At 59.2% G+C, this 15600-nt stretch carries 16 protein-coding genes and 2 tRNA genes; 11 read left to right on the top strand and 7 right to left on the bottom strand.

Annotated elements, in window-relative coordinates; genetic code table 11:
- Positions 1 to 360: 360 nt before the first annotated feature.
- The 8 genes from I2H81_RS05085 to folB all read left to right on the top strand — a co-directional run bounded on the left by I2H81_RS05085 (position 361) and on the right by folB (position 7991).
- Positions 361 to 2094 carry a glycoside hydrolase family 13 protein gene (locus tag I2H81_RS05085; RefSeq protein ID WP_229108075.1) on the top strand — a complete coding sequence of 578 codons (1734 nt, stop codon included), beginning with the start codon at positions 361 to 363 and terminating at the stop codon, positions 2092 to 2094.
- 141 nt (positions 2095 to 2235) lie between these two features.
- A tRNA-Gly gene (locus I2H81_RS05080) sits at positions 2236 to 2311 on the top strand.
- A gap of 3 nt (positions 2312 to 2314) precedes the next feature.
- A tRNA-Val gene (locus tag I2H81_RS05075) sits at positions 2315 to 2389 on the top strand.
- Between the two features lie 633 nt (positions 2390 to 3022).
- Positions 3023 to 5245, top strand: a complete 2223-nt coding sequence (gene nrdD / locus I2H81_RS05070) for an anaerobic ribonucleoside-triphosphate reductase (RefSeq protein WP_099431452.1) — start codon at positions 3023 to 3025, stop codon at positions 5243 to 5245.
- 427 nt (positions 5246 to 5672) lie between these two features.
- The gene (gene nrdG, locus I2H81_RS05065) at positions 5673 to 6254 is read left to right on the top strand and encodes an anaerobic ribonucleoside-triphosphate reductase activating protein (RefSeq protein ID WP_195644789.1); all 582 of its coding nucleotides are present in this window, start codon (positions 5673 to 5675) and stop codon (positions 6252 to 6254) included.
- Between the two features lie 66 nt (positions 6255 to 6320).
- The gene (folE, locus tag I2H81_RS05060; protein WP_195644788.1) at positions 6321 to 6878 is read left to right on the top strand and encodes a GTP cyclohydrolase I FolE; all 558 of its coding nucleotides are present in this window, start codon (positions 6321 to 6323) and stop codon (positions 6876 to 6878) included.
- 2 nt (positions 6879 to 6880) lie between these two features.
- Positions 6881 to 7462 (top strand): HD domain-containing protein, encoded by a 582-nt coding sequence (locus tag I2H81_RS05055; protein WP_171021502.1) that lies wholly within the window; start codon positions 6881 to 6883, stop codon positions 7460 to 7462.
- Between the two features lie 43 nt (positions 7463 to 7505).
- Positions 7506 to 7991, top strand: coding sequence for a dihydroneopterin aldolase (gene folB, locus I2H81_RS05050; RefSeq protein WP_195644787.1), 486 nt, complete (start codon positions 7506 to 7508; stop codon positions 7989 to 7991).
- A 6-nt stretch (positions 7992 to 7997) separates the two neighbouring features.
- On the opposite strand, the gene I2H81_RS05045 is transcribed toward folB, so the two are convergent.
- Together I2H81_RS05045 and I2H81_RS05040 are read right to left on the bottom strand one after the other, a co-directional pair.
- Positions 7998 to 8774: a M48 family metallopeptidase gene (locus I2H81_RS05045; RefSeq protein ID WP_195644786.1), complete on the bottom strand. Its 777-nt coding sequence runs from the start codon at positions 8772 to 8774 to the stop codon at positions 7998 to 8000.
- A 74-nt stretch (positions 8775 to 8848) separates the two neighbouring features.
- Complete coding sequence (locus I2H81_RS05040; RefSeq protein WP_195644785.1) at positions 8849 to 9862, bottom strand: dipeptidase; 1014 nt, start codon at positions 9860 to 9862, stop codon at positions 8849 to 8851.
- A 120-nt stretch (positions 9863 to 9982) separates the two neighbouring features.
- Here I2H81_RS05040 and I2H81_RS05035 point away from each other — a divergent pair, with 120 nt between their 5' ends.
- The 3 genes from I2H81_RS05035 to I2H81_RS05025 all read left to right on the top strand — a co-directional run bounded on the left by I2H81_RS05035 (position 9983) and on the right by I2H81_RS05025 (position 11874).
- Complete coding sequence (locus I2H81_RS05035; protein ID WP_035138874.1) at positions 9983 to 10411, top strand: FKBP-type peptidyl-prolyl cis-trans isomerase; 429 nt, start codon at positions 9983 to 9985, stop codon at positions 10409 to 10411.
- A gap of 3 nt (positions 10412 to 10414) precedes the next feature.
- Positions 10415 to 10993 (top strand): urease accessory protein UreE, encoded by a 579-nt coding sequence (locus tag I2H81_RS05030; protein ID WP_195644784.1) that lies wholly within the window; start codon positions 10415 to 10417, stop codon positions 10991 to 10993.
- Positions 10994 to 11076: 83 nt separating this feature from the next.
- Complete coding sequence (locus tag I2H81_RS05025) at positions 11077 to 11874, top strand: HAD-IIB family hydrolase (protein WP_195644783.1); 798 nt, start codon at positions 11077 to 11079, stop codon at positions 11872 to 11874.
- Between the two features lie 15 nt (positions 11875 to 11889).
- Here the strand turns inward: I2H81_RS05025 and I2H81_RS05020 are convergent, their stop codons facing one another.
- The 5 genes from I2H81_RS05020 to I2H81_RS05000 all read right to left on the bottom strand — a co-directional run bounded on the left by I2H81_RS05020 (position 11890) and on the right by I2H81_RS05000 (position 15412).
- Complete coding sequence (locus tag I2H81_RS05020; protein ID WP_195644782.1) at positions 11890 to 12270, bottom strand: Fur family transcriptional regulator; 381 nt, start codon at positions 12268 to 12270, stop codon at positions 11890 to 11892.
- Positions 12271 to 12331: 61 nt separating this feature from the next.
- Positions 12332 to 12742 carry an acylphosphatase gene (locus I2H81_RS05015; protein ID WP_117655275.1) on the bottom strand — a complete coding sequence of 137 codons (411 nt, stop codon included), beginning with the start codon at positions 12740 to 12742 and terminating at the stop codon, positions 12332 to 12334.
- A gap of 2 nt (positions 12743 to 12744) precedes the next feature.
- Positions 12745 to 13851: a Gfo/Idh/MocA family protein gene (locus tag I2H81_RS05010; RefSeq protein WP_117779257.1), complete on the bottom strand. Its 1107-nt coding sequence runs from the start codon at positions 13849 to 13851 to the stop codon at positions 12745 to 12747.
- Between the two features lie 73 nt (positions 13852 to 13924).
- On the bottom strand, positions 13925 to 14410 hold the full coding sequence (rnhA, locus tag I2H81_RS05005) for a ribonuclease HI (RefSeq protein WP_089572983.1): 486 nt from the start codon (positions 14408 to 14410) through the stop codon (positions 13925 to 13927).
- A gap of 99 nt (positions 14411 to 14509) precedes the next feature.
- A complete protein-coding gene (locus I2H81_RS05000) occupies positions 14510 to 15412 on the bottom strand; it encodes a LysR family transcriptional regulator (protein WP_195644781.1) in 903 nt (300 codons plus the stop codon).
- Positions 15413 to 15600 lie beyond the last annotated feature (188 nt).

Below are 15600 nucleotides of genomic sequence, written 5' to 3'. Positions count from 1 at the left end.
CAGCAGCCCGACTACTACGGTAGCCGGGCTTTTTCGTACCCATCGCTTGGGCTCGAACCCGAGAGGGAGCGAGCGTTAAGCAAACGCGGAGCGTTTGTAGCGAGCTGGCGAGGACGCCGGCAGGCGGCCGAAGCCGGTGCGGATCCGCGAAGCGGATACGCGGACGCCCCGTTGTCCGCTCCAAACGCAGCAGCCCGACTACTACGGTAGCCGGGCTTTTTCGTACCCATCGCTTGGGCTCGAACCCGAGAGGGAGCGAGCGTTTGGGGCGTGGCTGTGGCGTTGTTTGCCGCGAATGTCCGCTTTGGGCGTATCATCGTGGGCATCTCGCAAAACCTCGTTGCAAGGGAGGCGCACCCCATGGCTACAGAAAAGTCCTCTTCGCGCTCATGGATGTCCGATGCCGCGATCTATCAGATCTACCCGCGCTCGTTTAAGGATTCGACTGGTTCGGGTCTGGGCGATATCGCGGGCATTACCCAGCAGATGGACTATCTTGAGCGGCTGGGTATCGAGGCCATCTGGCTGAGCCCGTTTTACCCATCGCCTCTTGTTGATGGCGGCTATGATGTGGCGGACTACTGCGATGTCGACCCACGTCTCGGCTCGCTTGACGACTTCGATGACATGATCGCTGCGGCTCACGCGCACGGCATCAAGGTCATCGTCGACATCGTGCCCAACCATTCGTCCAACCAGCACCCCTGGTTCAAAGCCGCTCTTGCCGCCGGCCCCGGATCGCCCGAGCGCGCCCGTTATATCTTCCGCGATGGCCGCGGCGAGCACGGCGAGCTGCCTCCCACCAATTGGAATGCCAACTTTGGCGGCCCCGCCTGGACGCGCGTCGCGGACGGTCAGTGGTATCTGCACATGTTTACACCCGAGCAGCCGGACTTTGACTGGTCGTGCCCCGAGGTTCATGCGTTCTTTTGCGACGTCCTGGCGTTTTGGAGCGATCGAGGCGTCGATGGCTTTCGCATTGATGTGGCGCACGGTCTCGCCAAGGATCTCGACCGCGATGACCTCGACCGGTGGCATCTCGCCGAGGGCGATGACATGGTTGACGACGGCACCCATCCGCTGTGGGACCGCAACGAGGTCCATGAGATCTATCGCGAGTGGCGCCGCGTGTTCGACCGCTATAATCCGCCGCGCAGCGCCGTTGCCGAGGCATGGGTGCTGCCCGAGCGCCAGTATCTCTACGCGCGTCCCAGCGAGCTTGGCCAGACATTCAACTTTGAGTTTGCCAAGGCCACTTGGACCTATGATGACATGCACGCTGCAATCGAGGAGGGCTTGAAGGCAGCTATAGAATCCGATTCCGCCTCGACCTGGGTACTCTCCAACCACGACGTGCCGCGCGTGGCGACGCGCTATGCCCTGCCGCAGATCAAAGCGACGCGCTACCACCAGATTGCGCTCGACTGGCTCTTACGCGACGGGTCGTCTTATGACGAGGACCGTGAACTCGGCGAGCGCCGCGCGCGGGCGGCCCTTTTGCTCGAGCTGGCGCTTCCGGGCTCGGCATACGTGTATCAGGGTGAGGAGCTCGGCCTTTTTGAGGTGGCTGACATTCCGTGGGCTGCACTCGAAGATCCTACTGCGACCAATACGCACGGACCGAAGCGCGAGAAGGGGCGCGACGGCTGCCGTGTGCCCCTGCCGTGGGTGGCGGCGGACGATCCCGCGCAGGGCGGATCGTTTGGGTTTTCACCGGCGGACGCCGATGCGGCGCCCCATCTGCCGCAGCCTGCATGGTTTTCCGATTACGCTGCCGATAGGGAAGAAGCGGACCCGACATCGATGCTTGCGCTCTATCGTGACGCCCTCTGGCTGCGGCGCAAGCTGCGCGGGTGCGCCAACGATCTCGCGTGGCTCGATCTTGACGGGCGCACCGGCCTTGCGGATGGTGCCGAGGGCGCTGAGGGCGGCGTCATCGCCTATCGCCGCGACAACGGCTGGACGTGTGTGACGAACTTCGGTGCAGCACCCGTGGAGCTGCCGGCGGGCAGGGTCCTGCTCACCTCATCACCGCTTGCAGACGGCAGGCTCGCGCAGGACAGTTCTGCCTGGATCATGCTCGCTGAGTTGTAGGGGCCTCTTGAGGCGAGTTTGCGTTTGCCTGCGCCTTACGTGGTGGTTGATGTCTTTGCGAGGTTCGCGAGGGCGTCGCAAAACTTTTCAAAAAAAGTTCTTGCATAGGATGCGGGTATCACGTAAGATTAATCCTCGTAAGCGGACATGGCTCAGTTGGTAGAGCACAACCTTGCCAAGGTTGGGGTCGCGGGTTCGAGCCCCGTTGTCCGCTCCATTTGGGCGTTTAGCTCAGGGGGAGAGCGCTTCCCTGACACGGAAGAGGTCAGAAGTTCAAATCTTCTAACGCCCACCAAATGTTCGCAGCTCAGAGGCTATGTCCTCTGGGCTGTTTTGTTTTGCCACCAAGCACGCCGCCAAATAAGCCGCCAAATATTGATCCAAGGTCTGTACGCGATGGTCTTCGCATCCCGTAGAGGTGCCGGCAGATTGCATACGTCCTGGCCGATCGTGACCGCAACATGTTGGTCAAGCATAATCTTTTGGATTCTTTTGGCGTGAGCGGCTTGGTTTTGGTAGGATTTGTCAGCGGCGCGGTTGAGGGGGTTTCAAAACTGCCGTGCAGGTAGTCGAGCTGATAACGTTTTAGCACTCTGCCAAGAGCCCTTCATTTTTAATGCGTCTGCAAAATGACTAATTGCTTTGACCTGCTGAAACACTATATGTTGTGTTTGACCTAAAAAAAGAATACAGGATATAGATGCCTCTTTGTCGTATGATAGATGGCGGACAGAGAACGAAGACCTTAACTGCCTCTTTTGAACGTGTCCTTGAGCCGCTTGATCGGCTCCTGGGAATGTCCGCATGGAGGCTTATGGTTTATCGAGAACACAGATTGCGCGACGGCGCCGCAAGACAGGGACAGGCCCTGTCGGGCATCGTTTGGCTCTGAAGCGCAATGAGACTACGACGCGAAAGAGGCAAGAGGATGAAGATCATCAAGCGCAGCGGCACCGAGGTTGTCTTTGACATCGATAAGATCGTCAATGCCATCCGCGCCGCCAACTTGGAGGTCGAGGAGAGCTCTCGTCTAACCGACCGCCAGGTGGTTTATGCGGCACAAAACGTCGCCGAGGCATGCGAGAACGCGGGCCACACCGTTTCGGTCGAGGAGATCCAGGATTTGGTCGAGGACGAGATCATGCGTCTCGACTGCTACGAGGTTGCTCGCCACTACATCATCTATCGCTATGTTCAGAGCCTGAAGCGCCAGAAGAACACGACCGACGACAAGATTTTGTCGCTGATCGAGTGCAATAACGAAGAGGTCAAGCAGGAGAACTCTAACAAGAACCCGACCGTCAATTCCGTCCAGCGTGACTATATGGCCGGCGAGATCTCCAAGGACCTGACTCAGCGTGTGCTGCTGCCCCAGGAGATCGTGGATGCCCACAATGAGGGCCTGATCCACTTCCACGATTCCGACTACTTTGCCCAGCACATGCATAACTGCGACCTGGTGAACCTGGAGGACATGCTCCAGAACGGCACCGTTATCTCGGGCACGCTGATCGAGAAGCCGCACAGCTTCTCGACTGCCTGCAACATCGCGACGCAGATTATCGCCCAGGTTGCTTCCTCCCAGTACGGCGGCCAGTCCATCTCGCTGACCCATCTCGCCCCCTTTGTTGAGGTGAGCCGTCAAAAGATTCGCGGCGAGGTTGCCCGCGAGCTCGAGGAGCTCGGTGTTTCGGCATCTGCCGAGAAAGTCCGTGAGGTCGTTGAGGACCGTCTGCGTGACGAGATCCGTCGCGGCGTCCAGACGATTCAGTATCAGGTCGTGACCCTTATGACCACCAACGGCCAGGCGCCGTTTGTGACGGTCTTTATGTATCTCAACGAGGCTCGCTCAGCGCAGGAGAAGCACGACCTTGCCATGATCGTGGAGGAGACGCTTCGTCAGCGCTATGAGGGCGTTAAGAACGAAGCCGGTGTGTGGATTACCCCGGCATTCCCCAAGCTTATCTATGTACTCGAGGACGATAACGTTCACGAGAATTCCCCGTACTTCTACCTGACCCAGCTGGCTGCCAAGTGCACCGCCAAGCGCATGGTGCCCGACTACATCTCCGAGAAGAAGATGCGCGAGCTCAAGCTGTCGAAGGGCGAGACCGCCGGCAACGGCGATTGCTACACCTGCATGGGTTGCCGCAGTTTCCTGACGCCCGACCGCTCGGGCAACGGCTTTAACAATGTCGCCAACGCGCTGAACTATGACCCGACCAAGCCTAAGTACTACGGTCGCTTTAACCAGGGCGTTGTGACCATCAACCTGCCCGATGTCGCGCTGAGCTCGCATCAGGACATGGACAAGTTCTGGAAAATCTTCGACGAGCGCCTCGAGCTGTGCCACCGCGCCCTGCTGTGCCGTCATGAGCGTCTGATGGGTACGCTTTCGGATGCCGCACCGATTCTTTGGCAGTACGGTGCCCTCGCCCGCCTGAAGAAGGGCGAGACGATCGACAAGCTGCTCGTGGGCGGCTATTCCACCATCAGCCTGGGGTATGCCGGCCTGTATGAGTGCGTCAAGTACATGACGGGCCACAGCCACACCGAGAAGGAGGGCACGCCCTTTGCCATGGCCGTCATGCAGCGTATGAACGATAAGTGCGCCGAGTGGAAGGCCGAAAGCGATATTGACTTCTCGCTGTACGGTACCCCGCTTGAGTCGACGACCTACAAGTTCGCCAAGTGCCTGCAGCGTCGTTTTGGCATTATCCCGGGCGTGACGGACAAGGGCTACATCACCAACAGCTACCACGTCCACGTGTCCGAGGAGATCGACGCATTCGACAAGCTTAAGTTTGAGGGCATGTTCCAGCAGCTTTCGCCGGGCGGTGCTATCTCCTACGTCGAGGTTCCCAACATGCAGGACAACCTCAAGGCTGTCATTCGCGTGATGCAGTACATCTACGACAACATCATGTACGCCGAGCTCAACACCAAGAGCGATTACTGCCAGGTGTGCGGCTACGACGGTGAGATCAAGATTGTCGAGGATGACGGCAAGCTGGTGTGGGAGTGCCCCAATTGCGGCAACCGCGATCAGGAGAAGATGAACGTCGCCCGTCGTACGTGCGGCTACATCGGTACCCAATTCTGGAACCAGGGTCGAACCGAGGAGATCCGCGACCGCGTGCTGCATCTCTAATACCGCTCCGGGGCTGAACCGAGAGGGCCGCTTGGGCATTTGCTCACTATTTCGGACAGTCCTGCGCAAGACGAAGGCCACATTAAGTGGCCTTCTTTGCGTGCGGAACTCATATCGAGCAAAAGCCCAAGCGGCCCTCTCGGTTCAGCCAAGTTGACGTAGCTGAGATGCAGCATGCGGTCTGCTCACTCCTCGAAGTTCTTAGCGGAAATAATTCGAGCTGCAGCTGCGATTTACTTGCGATGGTGGTTGAGCCGCAACCCAGTTTTTATTGGACCTCGAACCCTATGCTCGATGTTCGCTTCGTTCATTGAGTTACCCTTTGCATGAGGCCGGGACATATCGTCCCGCCCGCAGTTTCGCAGGCCGAAGGCCGAGAATGTTTGAGGACGGGATGATATGTCCCGGCCTCCCGGGAGAGTTACCTATGAACTACGCGAACATTAAGTATTTCGACATTGCTGATGGGGAAGGCGTTCGTACTTCTCTGTTTGTGAGCGGGTGCCGTCGTGGGTGCAAGAATTGCTTTAACTCTGTTGCGTGGGACTTTGCCGCGGGCGAGCCCTTTGATCGTGCCGTCGAGGACAAGATTATCGAGAGCCTCGATCATCCCTTTATTGACGGCCTGACGATTCTGGGCGGAGAGCCTATGGAGCCCGAGAACCAGGCGGGGCTCGTTGAGTTTGTCGAGCGTGTTCGTGCCGCTTATCCTGTGGGGTCGGGGAAGACTATTTGGTGCTTTACTGGCGACGTACTCGAGGAGCTTATGCCGGGCGGTCGTCATCATACCGAGGTGACGGACCGCATCCTTGCCTGCCTCGACATGTTGGTGGACGGCCCGTTTGTTCAAGATCTGTACGATATCTCGTTGCGCTTTAGGGGCTCGAGCAATCAGCGCGTGATTGATATGAACGCCACGCGTGCCCGTGCCGAGCGTGAGAACGTTGCGCTTTGCGACGCCGTGGAGCTTTGGCGGGACGATCCGGTCTATTCGACCCATACTATGTAGCTTGTGGTCGATGCCGGAGGGCGTGGTACCATAGCGCGAACGTGAAATCGGAAAAGTGAGGCCCAGATGGTCGATCAGGAAAAAGTCGAGGCCGCCATTAAGCTGTTGCTTGAGGGCATAGGCGAGGACCCAACTCGTGAGGGCCTGCTGGAGACCCCGGCGCGCGTTGCCCGTATGTATGGTGAGATCGCCGGCGGCATGGACCAGAGTGCCGAGGAGCACCTGTCCAAAACCTTTGCCGTCGCTTCGAACGATTTGGTTATCGAGCGCGACATTACGTTCTACTCGCTGTGCGAACATCATCTGCTGCCGTTTTATGGCAAGGCTGCCATTGGTTATATCCCTAACGGTCGGGTGGCTGGGCTTTCCAAGCTCGCCCGCACGGTTGAGGTTTATGCCCGCCGTCTTCAGCTGCAGGAGCAACTGTGCGCACAGGTTGCCGATGCCCTCATGGATTATCTCGCTCCCCAGGGAGCGATTGTGTTGATGGAGGCCGAGCATATGTGCATGACGATGCGTGGCGTGCAAAAGCCCGGCACCAAGACCGTGACGCTTGCTCGCCGCGGCGTCTTTGAGACCGATCTCGCGCTCGAGGAGCGTTTCTTTAGGATGCTGGGCCGCTAACCATGAGGGTCGTCAACGACTTTACATCGAAGACCGATGAGGGGACGTCGCGTCGCGGCTTTATGGCTTCGGGCCTGGCCCCCTTTGGTGCCATGCCTCGCATTGATTACATTTGTGCCAACGGGCTGTTCCGGCGGCACCTGGGCAACATCGCACAGTTGGAATCGGGGCGCATCTTCTGCCGCCACGGTATTGACCATCTGCTCGATGTCGCTCGCATTATGTGGATCAAGAATCTCGAGGAGCAGCTCGAATTTGACCGCGAGGTCATCTACGCCACGGCACTTCTTCACGATATCGGCAAAGATGAACAGTATGAATCGGGTATATCCCATGATGTTGCAAGCGAACGCGTCGCTGATGCGATTCTCGGCGGCATGCCCGATGACGTGGCGTTTGAGCCAGCCGATGCCGCAGCCATTAAGACGGCCATTCTGGGCCATCGAAAGCTGCGCGTGAACAGCCAACCGCTTGAGCGTCTGCTCTATGCAGCCGACAAAGCGTCGCGTGCCTGCTTTGCATGCCCCGCGCGCAACGCTTGCAACTGGAGCGATGATAAAAAGAACCTGTCGATTCGCGTGTAGTTAGTTTGCGCGGTCGGGGTTCTAAACGAAGGAGACGATCGCGTTGAGTAACAAGAAACTGCCCGAGAATGCAACCAAGACTGAAGGTGCTGAGCTCGCCCGCCGTGGAAGGGGCGAAATATCCACCGCAGCGGCGGTGCCCCACGTGAGCTATGACGATCTGCGCCATGCCGATCGCATTGTCATTGACGGCCTTGAGGTTTTTGCCAACCATGGCGTGTATCCCGAGGAGAATGCGCTGGGTCAGAAGTTCATCGTTTCTCTGGTGCTCTATGCCGACCTGCGCGCGGCGGGGGAGCACGATAACCTGGATGCCTCGATTGACTACGGCTCGGTGTGCCACGATGTCGATGGCTATCTGCGCGAGCATACGTTTAAGCTCATCGAGGCGGCAGCCGAGGGGACAGCCCAGATGCTGCTGCGCCGTTATCCCTCGCTGCTTGGTGTGCGCATAAAGCTCGATAAGCCGTGGGCTCCTGTTGGCCTGCCTCTGGCAAGCTGCGGCGTCGAGATCGAGCGTGTGCGCTAACCGGTTCTAATACGACTCTATGGGTGGCTGCTTGAGCCGCTGCGACAGAGCTCTATTGTTAGGGCAGTACGTGTCAAGCAGGGCGTGAAACCGCTGGTTGTGGCTTGGCTCGAGCAAGTGGACGAGCTCGTGGGCGACAACCATGTCGAGGCATTCGACGGGGTAGGCGGCGAGCTCGCGCGCGATGCGAATGGCGCCGGATTTGGGCGTGCATGATCCCCAGCGCGTTTTCATGCTGCGCACGGAGATGCGGGCCACGGTGACGCCCATTGCGATTTCGTACGCGTGCACGATGTCGCGTAGCGCTGCGGTGGCCTCGGACGTATAGAGCTGGTCGATGTGGGCTTGGAGCTCGTCGGACGTTAGGCCGTCGAGGATTGCGCGCCGCTTGGCCTGCGGGCCTTCGTCCGATTCGTCGATACCCATAAAACTTGCGAAGGTGGCCTGCTTGGGCCGCCGTGCGGGCGATGCAAAGTTGTGATCGAGTGCGTCCTGTACCGTGATGGGCTTGCCCCAAAGTGCAATGATGGTCGAGGGACTGAGCGACTCTCGCGCCGTCGCCTGACGTTGCCCGCGCTGGGCAAGTCGGCTGATAATCCAGGCGTTGTTGCGCTTCACAAACGCTTCGATACGCTCGCGGCTGGCGCCGAGCGGCGCGCTGGCGTGGACCTCACCGCTCGATGTGACACGTAGGTTAAAGTTCTTGACGCGCTTTTTAGTAACGACGACGGGGATGGATGTGCCATCCGGTCGGGATACGGAAATCGTAAATTGCTGCGTCAAAAGCGGTCCTTCAGATTGGGGACGGGCCGGCATGTCGACCATTCGGCATGCCGGCCCGCTCAAGGGATGTGAAATTAATAACGCTCAAAGAAGGCAAGCGCGTTGTCGCTGCAGAGCTTTTGCATCACGGTCTTGCCAAAGTGCTTGGAGAGCATGTTCTGGAACTCGGGCATCTTGCTGGCATCGGAGAGGAAAGCGGGCACCGTGGCGCCGTCCCAGTCGCCGCCGAGCGCGATGACGTCCTCGCCACCCAGGTCAAGCCAGTGTTCGATATGTGCCGCTAGCTGGTCGAAGGTGACGTCTGCGGCGGTTTTGTCGGTTGCGTCGTTGGAAAGGAACTCGCTGCAGTAGTTGAGGCCGACGATGCCACCCATGTCGCGAATGGTGCGGAACTGGTCGTCAGTGAGGTTGCGCTTGACGCCGCAAACCGCACGGGAGTTGGAGTGACTGGCGACGAAGGGGCGCGTGGCGTGGGCGACAACCTCGTCAAAGCACTCGTCGTTGAGGTGGGAGACGTCGAGTACCATGCCGGCGTGCTCCATCTGCGTAAGTGCCTCGATGCCGGCGGCGGTAAGGCCGGCGTGGGTGTCGTGACCGCTCGCGAGCGGTCCCTGCGCGTTCCAGCTGAGTGAGGACATAAGCACGCCCAGGCTCTTGAGCACCTCGATCAGCGCGGGGTCCTCGGCAAAGAACGTGGCGTTTTCGATGGTGTGGATGCAGGCAACCTTGCCGTCTTTGAGCGCAGGGCGAATGTCGGCGGCGCTGCGTACATTGACCATGTGGTCGTGGTTGAGCATTGCCTGGCCGCTCATATGCGCCATGATCTGCGCCTGGAAGCGCGCGGCGTGGGCGGTGGGAATCTCGTCGGGGACAAACGTGGCGAAGCACTGTGCCCACGGCGTGTTGCCGATCTTTGCGAGCGAGATGGCGCAGGCGTTGCCCTCGATGAGGTCGAAATCTTGCGGATGTGTCTCGTCGCCGGGGAAATACCCGTCGGTGCCGGCGGTAAAGCGCAGGTCGAGATCGAGCGTGGCCCAGCCGATGCGGTCGGCGGTGTCGCAGTGTAGGTCAAATACGGGATATGCCATGATTCCTCCGGTTGCAGCGTTTCTTTGCAAACTGTCCTTGAATTGTATGACTAGGGTATAGTTAGCGCCATATGTTCATGGCGGCCCGTGTTGTGCGCCGCCCTTATTACGGAGGTTACCATGTCCAACCAGGGCAAGAAGGTCAAGACCCATTATCGCGGCACGCTCGACGACGGCACGCAGTTCGACAGCTCCTACGATCGCGGCGAGCCGCTGGAGTTCACCTGCGGCGCCGGTCAGATGATCAAGGGCTTCGACGCCGCCGTGGTCGACATGCAGGTGGGCGAGAAGAAGACTGTGCACATCCCGGCTGCCGATGCCTACGGCGAGCACAACCCCGAGATGGTCCTGACCTTCCCGGCCGAGCAGGTTCCCAATATCGAGCAGATCGAGAAGGGCATGAAGCTCTTCCTGTCCACGCCGAGCGGTATGCCCGTCCCCGCCGTGGTCATCGACGTAACGCCCGAGGCCGTGACGCTCGACGCCAACCACGAGCTGGCCGGCAAGGACCTCAACTTTGATATCGAGCTCGTCGAGGTCGAGGGCTAGAGTATGCCTGAACGCTTGGTTTCGACGACATGCTTGGGAAATCTCAACGATCCGTCCTATGAACTCCTGCTTCGCCGGGAGCTGGGCGGTGTCTTTGAAGTTGACGAGCTGTTGCTCGATTGGGACCAGGCTGATGCATGCGCGTTTGTGGGCGTGACGGAGCTGGGGCGCACGATCGATGTTCGGTTGGATACTGCCGACGGCGGTCGTCTTGCCGATGGCGACGTGCTCGCCATTGACCGTTCGGGCATGGTGCCCGTGGCGGTTGTCGTGCGCCTGCGCAGCGCCGAGGTTTATTTGGTCGAAGTCGACCGCATGGATCCGATTGCGCTCGCGCATGCGTGCTGGGAGATCGGCAACATGCATGCGCCGCTCTTCCGGGGTGACTCGGATGAGCATACCGTGCGCATGTATACGCCGGTGCAGCCGGTTTTGGGCCGTATGCTTCGCGGTGTCGAGGGAGCTCGAATCTCGATTGTTTCGCACGAGCTCGATGCGGGTCGACGCTTTGCGTCGAGCGCGGCCGATGTTGTCGTGAGCATGGCTCCGGACTTTACCATCGTTAAAAAGACGCGCGACTAAGCGCGCGTATGCGCAAGACGGGCTTTGAGGGGTGACCGATCAAGGTCCGTCTTGCTGTTGATAGGAGGCTTTGGGGGAAGCATATGGGTCTTGAGGGAATCAAGCTGATTGCATGCGATTTGGACGGCACGTTGCTGCATCCGGGGGAGCGCGAGCCGCGTTCCGAGGCCTTTGAGCTTATCGATGAGCTGCATCGTCGCGGTATCGTGTTTATGCCGGCGAGCGGTCGCCAATACGCGAGCCTGCGCTACCTGTTTGCCCCGGTGGCCGATGAACTCGCCTATGTATGCGAAAACGGAGCCCTGGTCATGAGCGAGAGGCGTGCCGTGGTCAAGCGTTCTATGGAGCGTGGCCTGGCCATGGATATCGCGAATGCCGTGGTTGCGTACCCCCATGCCGACGTGACCCTTTCGTGCGAGGGACACCTCTACACCATGAGCGGCAACGATGCGTTTGTTGACCACCTGCGTTATGAGGTCCATTGTGATGTGGCGGTAGTCGACCGTCCCGAAGACATTGACGAGAATGTCATTAAGATTGCCTTCCAGACGCCCGAGGCGGAGCAGCCGGCGGCGCTGGAGTATTTTGAGTGCCTCTTTGGCGACCGTGTTGACGTGATGACGTCGGGAACCGAATGGACGGACTTTATCGGTTTCGGTTCGGGCAAGGGGTCCGCGCTTGCCGATTATGGCCGTGCACTGGGGATCTCGCCTGACGAAATGATGGCGTTTGGAGATAACGAAAACGATCGCGACATGCTCAACGTGGTGGGCCATCCCTATCTGATGGAGAGCTGCAATCCCAGCATGCGCGGTGTCAATGACCGTGTCCGCTACGTGCGCACGGTCGAAGAAGAGCTGCGTCGTCTACTTGCTGAGTAGACATGTCCCAAACATCTACCGGCAGTCGGGGCAGAGACCCTCGAAGATGGTGTAGTGCGAGATGACGCTCCAACCGATTTGCTCGGACGCCTTGGCGTCGAGCTGGGCATCGAAGGGGAGCGGTACGTCGATGACGCGGCTGCACGAGGTGCAGATGATATGTGCGTGCGGCTCGATGGTGCGATCGAAACGACTTCCGCCCGGCGTCTTGATGGAGAGAATCTCGCCGGCGTCGGCCAAGAGATTGAGGTTGCGGTAGACCGTACCGCGGCTGATTTTGTCATCCTGCGCGCGCACGACGTTGTAGATTTCGTCGGCGGTGGGATGGTTGTAGCTTTGGCGCACGGCGTCAAGAACCAGCTTTCGCTGCTTGGTATTCCTTCTTTGCACCGCCATGCGCCTCGCCTCTTTTCTATCAACGGTCGTAGGTAAATGATACCGTATTTAGCACACAATACTAATAACGAGGAATGAAACTGTCTTCATTGGCAAGTGGGGCTTGGGCCTGGGCTTCTACGAGGCGAAAACGCGTTCCCATGCGCTCGTAGGAGGCATGAAGCGCCTCGAGATGAGATAGGATGTTTGCCGGAGCTCCCTGTATCTCCATCTCGACCGAGCCGTCTTCCATGTTGCGCACCCAGCCGGTGAGTGCGCGTGCCTGCGCGAGGTTGGTGTTGGTAAAGCGAAAACCAACGCCCTGGACTTGCCCCGCCCAGCGCAGGAAATAGCGCAGGGGAGTGTCTTGAGTGGCCTCGTCGCTTGCGAGCACAGTAAGCCTGCGGCGCAACTCGAGCTCAATGTTTGATGGTTTTTGAGGCTCTCGACTGCCGCCAGTGACGCTGGAGAAGAACGCATCGAAGAAGCCCATCGTTAGGCCTGCTTGCCTGCGTCGGACGGGAAGGTAATGCCGGCCTGCTGGCGCACGGCATCCATGATGCGCAATGAGACGAGCGTGACATCGCGGTAGTGACCAAGTTCGTGACGTCCCGCCGGGGTCTCCCAAATCTCTTCCTTAACGTTATCGATGCCGCCGATGGCGGTGATAAAGTCTGTGAGTTCGTATTCCATAGTGTTGCTCGATTTGGGCAGGTCGAGCACGCGGCCGTTGTCGCCCTGTTCGCGCGGTGCCTCGGTCGCCGAGCCGCGTACGACATCGCCGCGATAGTCGATGCGGACGTTGCGGGGCGTGGACAGATGGTCGATCTGGATGGTGCCACGCTCGCCTTCGATCTGCGAGGGCAGCAGGTCATTCGTTATTTTGGAGTGCGCGAGCTCGACGGAGATACGGCCACCGCCGTAGCTGGCGAGGATGGAACCGCAGCCGTCGATGGGGCCGTGCGTGAGCTGTCGCGTGGCGGGGTCGAGCAGAGTAGCCATGCTCGTAAGGCCTGAGGGCATGCCGAAAATCTCGACCATGGGCTCGACGGTGTAGACGCCAATGTCCATGAGGGAACCCGATGCCATATTGCAATCGAAGATATTGGTGGCGCGTCCCGCGAGAATCTCGTTGTAGCGCGAGGAATATTTGCCAAAGCGCAATGAGGCGCGGCGGATGGGGGCGATCTCGCCCAGGGCGTCCTCGATGGCGTGGAAGGCGGGGTCGTGGAGGGGACGCATGGCCTCGAGGGCCACGACACCTGCTGCCTCGGCAGCGCGGAAGACTTCCAGCGCCTGCGCTTCGGTGGCGCAGAAGGGCTTCTCGACGATGACGTGCTTGCCACCGGCGATGCAGGCAAGGGCCTGCTCGTAATGAAGTGCGTTAGGGCTGCCGATATAGACGGCGTCGACGTCGGCGGCTGCCGCGAGCTCATCGAGTGAAGTAAAGTTTCGCTCGCCACCGCGCTCGGCGGTAAAGGCGGCACCGCGATTGGCATCGCGTGAAAGCGTGCCCACAAACGCGGCTTGGTCGTTGGCGTTGACGACTTGGATAAAGTCGTCGGTGATCATGGATGTGCCGATGGTCGCGATGCGCAGCATACGTCCCCCTTGCGTTGTTTGGTCTACAGGATGAGTGTAGCGCGTGGGGATATAAAGCTGCGCGAAAACGCTATTACAGGTCGCTCTCGTTAAAGCCGGCGTCGATATCGAGGTTGCTGCCGTCGGCCGCCGTGGTGGCGAGCTCATCGCAGCGCTCGTTGAGCTCGTGACCGGCGTGACCCTTAACCCAGATGAACTCAACCTTGTGCTTGCTTTTGGCGGTGAGTAGGCGCTCCCACAGGTCGCGGTTCTTGACGGGTTGCTTGTTGGCGGTTTTCCATCCGCGCTTTTTCCAGCCGTCGATCCAGTGCTTGTTAAAGGCGTTGACGACGTACTGCGAATCGGAATGGACTTCGACCTCGCAAGGGCGGTTGAGCGCCTCGAGCGCCACGATGACCGCCATGAGTTCCATGCGGTTGTTGGTGGTCTTGGCGTAGCCGCGCGAAAGCTCGGAGGTGAAGGTCTTGCCGGCGGGGTTGGTGTATTTGAGCACGGCGCCGTAGCCGCCGCGTCCCGGATTTGATCGGGCCGAGCCGTCGGTGTAGATGATGACCTTCACGGGCTTCCTTTCGTTGAGTGCATTTCACGTGAGTGACCATTGTAGCGCCATGCCCGCCGGGGGCCAGCAATCTACGATTTCTACCCCGTCTTCCGACTGTTAGTTGGCATGGATGATGCGGTTGAGCTCGTCGAGGTATTGCTGCAAGAGGAGAGAGGGCTTGCGCTCGTCGTGCATGATGTAGCCAACGCGCATCGTTGGGGCGTCTGCTAGCGGGATCGATGCCATGCCCCATTGCATTTCATTGGAGAGGACACCGGTCGACAGGGTGTAACCGTTCGACGTGATAAGTAAGTTAGTAAGTGTTCCGCGGTCCGAGATTCGTATGTTGCGGTCGCAAGGGATATAGCTAAAAGGTTCCTCGGCGTAATAGAAGGAGTTTGAGGTTCCCTGCTCAAAGCTGTAGCGCGTATAGGGTGTGAGGTCGGCAAGGGACAGTTGCGGGCGGCGTGCGAGCGGGTGGCGCTCGCTAACGAAGACGTGGACCGTCGCGTCGAATAGGGGATGGAAGCTTGCGCGGGCATCGGCGAAGGCCTTCTGCAGAACGCGGGCGTTAAAGTCATCCAGATACAGAATGCCGATATCGCTGCGAAACGCACGGACGTCATCGATGATCTGCGATGTGGTGGTCTCGCGCATGATGAACTCGAACTTGCTGTCGCGGCAGCGCTCGACTACGTTGACAAAGGCCTCGACCGAAAAGGCGTAGTGCTGGGCGGAAATGGCGAGGCGGGCTTGCGGGGTGCCACCGTCCTCGTAGCGTGCCTCGAGCATGTCGGCCTGCTCTACGACCTGGCGCGCATAGCCCAAAAGCTCGGTGCCGTCGTTGGTGAGCGTGACGCCGCGGCTGGAGCGCGTAAAGATCTCCAGATGGAGCTCTTGTTCTAGGCTTTTGACGGCGTTTGAGATGTTGGACTGAGCGGTATAGAGGCGCTGAGCTGCGGCGTTGATTGAGCCGGACTCTGCCACGGCGATCAGAAAACGAAGCTGCTGGAGGGTCATCGGTGCCCGTCCTTTCGATAGCTATCTAAAAAACCGATAACAGGTTAGCGCTTTTAAGTGATTGACCGAGCGAAACAATGCTCGTACTATTCAAAACACACAAAGGCGGTAGGTAATTAAGCCGACCACGGAACCGGGATGTCAAAGGGAGGACCGCATATGAACTGCTTGCCAAGACGAATGCCGGG

The organism is Collinsella aerofaciens, from assembly GCF_015561195.1.
Lineage (GTDB): Bacteria > Actinomycetota > Coriobacteriia > Coriobacteriales > Coriobacteriaceae > Collinsella > Collinsella aerofaciens_AC.
Note: the sequence above shows the minus strand (reverse complement) of the source record. Positions and strands in the feature narration are given on the sequence as shown.

Bases quoted from the DNA above. Each gene is read 5' to 3' on its own strand.
- I2H81_RS05085 (WP_229108075.1), top strand. From the start codon at position 361: ATGGCTACAGAAAAGTCCTCTTCGCGCTCATGGATGTCCGATGCCGCG.
- nrdD (WP_099431452.1), top strand. From the start codon at position 3,023: ATGAAGATCATCAAGCGCAGCGGCACCGAGGTTGTCTTTGACATCGAT.
- nrdG (WP_195644789.1), top strand. From the start codon at position 5,673: ATGAACTACGCGAACATTAAGTATTTCGACATTGCTGATGGGGAAGGC.
- folE (WP_195644788.1), top strand. From the start codon at position 6,321: ATGGTCGATCAGGAAAAAGTCGAGGCCGCCATTAAGCTGTTGCTTGAG.
- I2H81_RS05055 (WP_171021502.1), top strand. From the start codon at position 6,881: ATGAGGGTCGTCAACGACTTTACATCGAAGACCGATGAGGGGACGTCG.
- I2H81_RS05040 (WP_195644785.1), bottom strand. From the start codon at position 9,862: ATGGCATATCCCGTATTTGACCTACACTGCGACACCGCCGACCGCATC.
- I2H81_RS05035 (WP_035138874.1), top strand. From the start codon at position 9,983: ATGTCCAACCAGGGCAAGAAGGTCAAGACCCATTATCGCGGCACGCTC.
- I2H81_RS05030 (WP_195644784.1), top strand. From the start codon at position 10,415: ATGCCTGAACGCTTGGTTTCGACGACATGCTTGGGAAATCTCAACGAT.
- I2H81_RS05025 (WP_195644783.1), top strand. From the start codon at position 11,077: ATGGGTCTTGAGGGAATCAAGCTGATTGCATGCGATTTGGACGGCACG.
- I2H81_RS05020 (WP_195644782.1), bottom strand. From the start codon at position 12,270: ATGGCGGTGCAAAGAAGGAATACCAAGCAGCGAAAGCTGGTTCTTGAC.
- I2H81_RS05015 (WP_117655275.1), bottom strand. From the start codon at position 12,742: ATGGGCTTCTTCGATGCGTTCTTCTCCAGCGTCACTGGCGGCAGTCGA.
- I2H81_RS05010 (WP_117779257.1), bottom strand. From the start codon at position 13,851: ATGCTGCGCATCGCGACCATCGGCACATCCATGATCACCGACGACTTT.
- I2H81_RS05000 (WP_195644781.1), bottom strand. From the start codon at position 15,412: ATGACCCTCCAGCAGCTTCGTTTTCTGATCGCCGTGGCAGAGTCCGGC.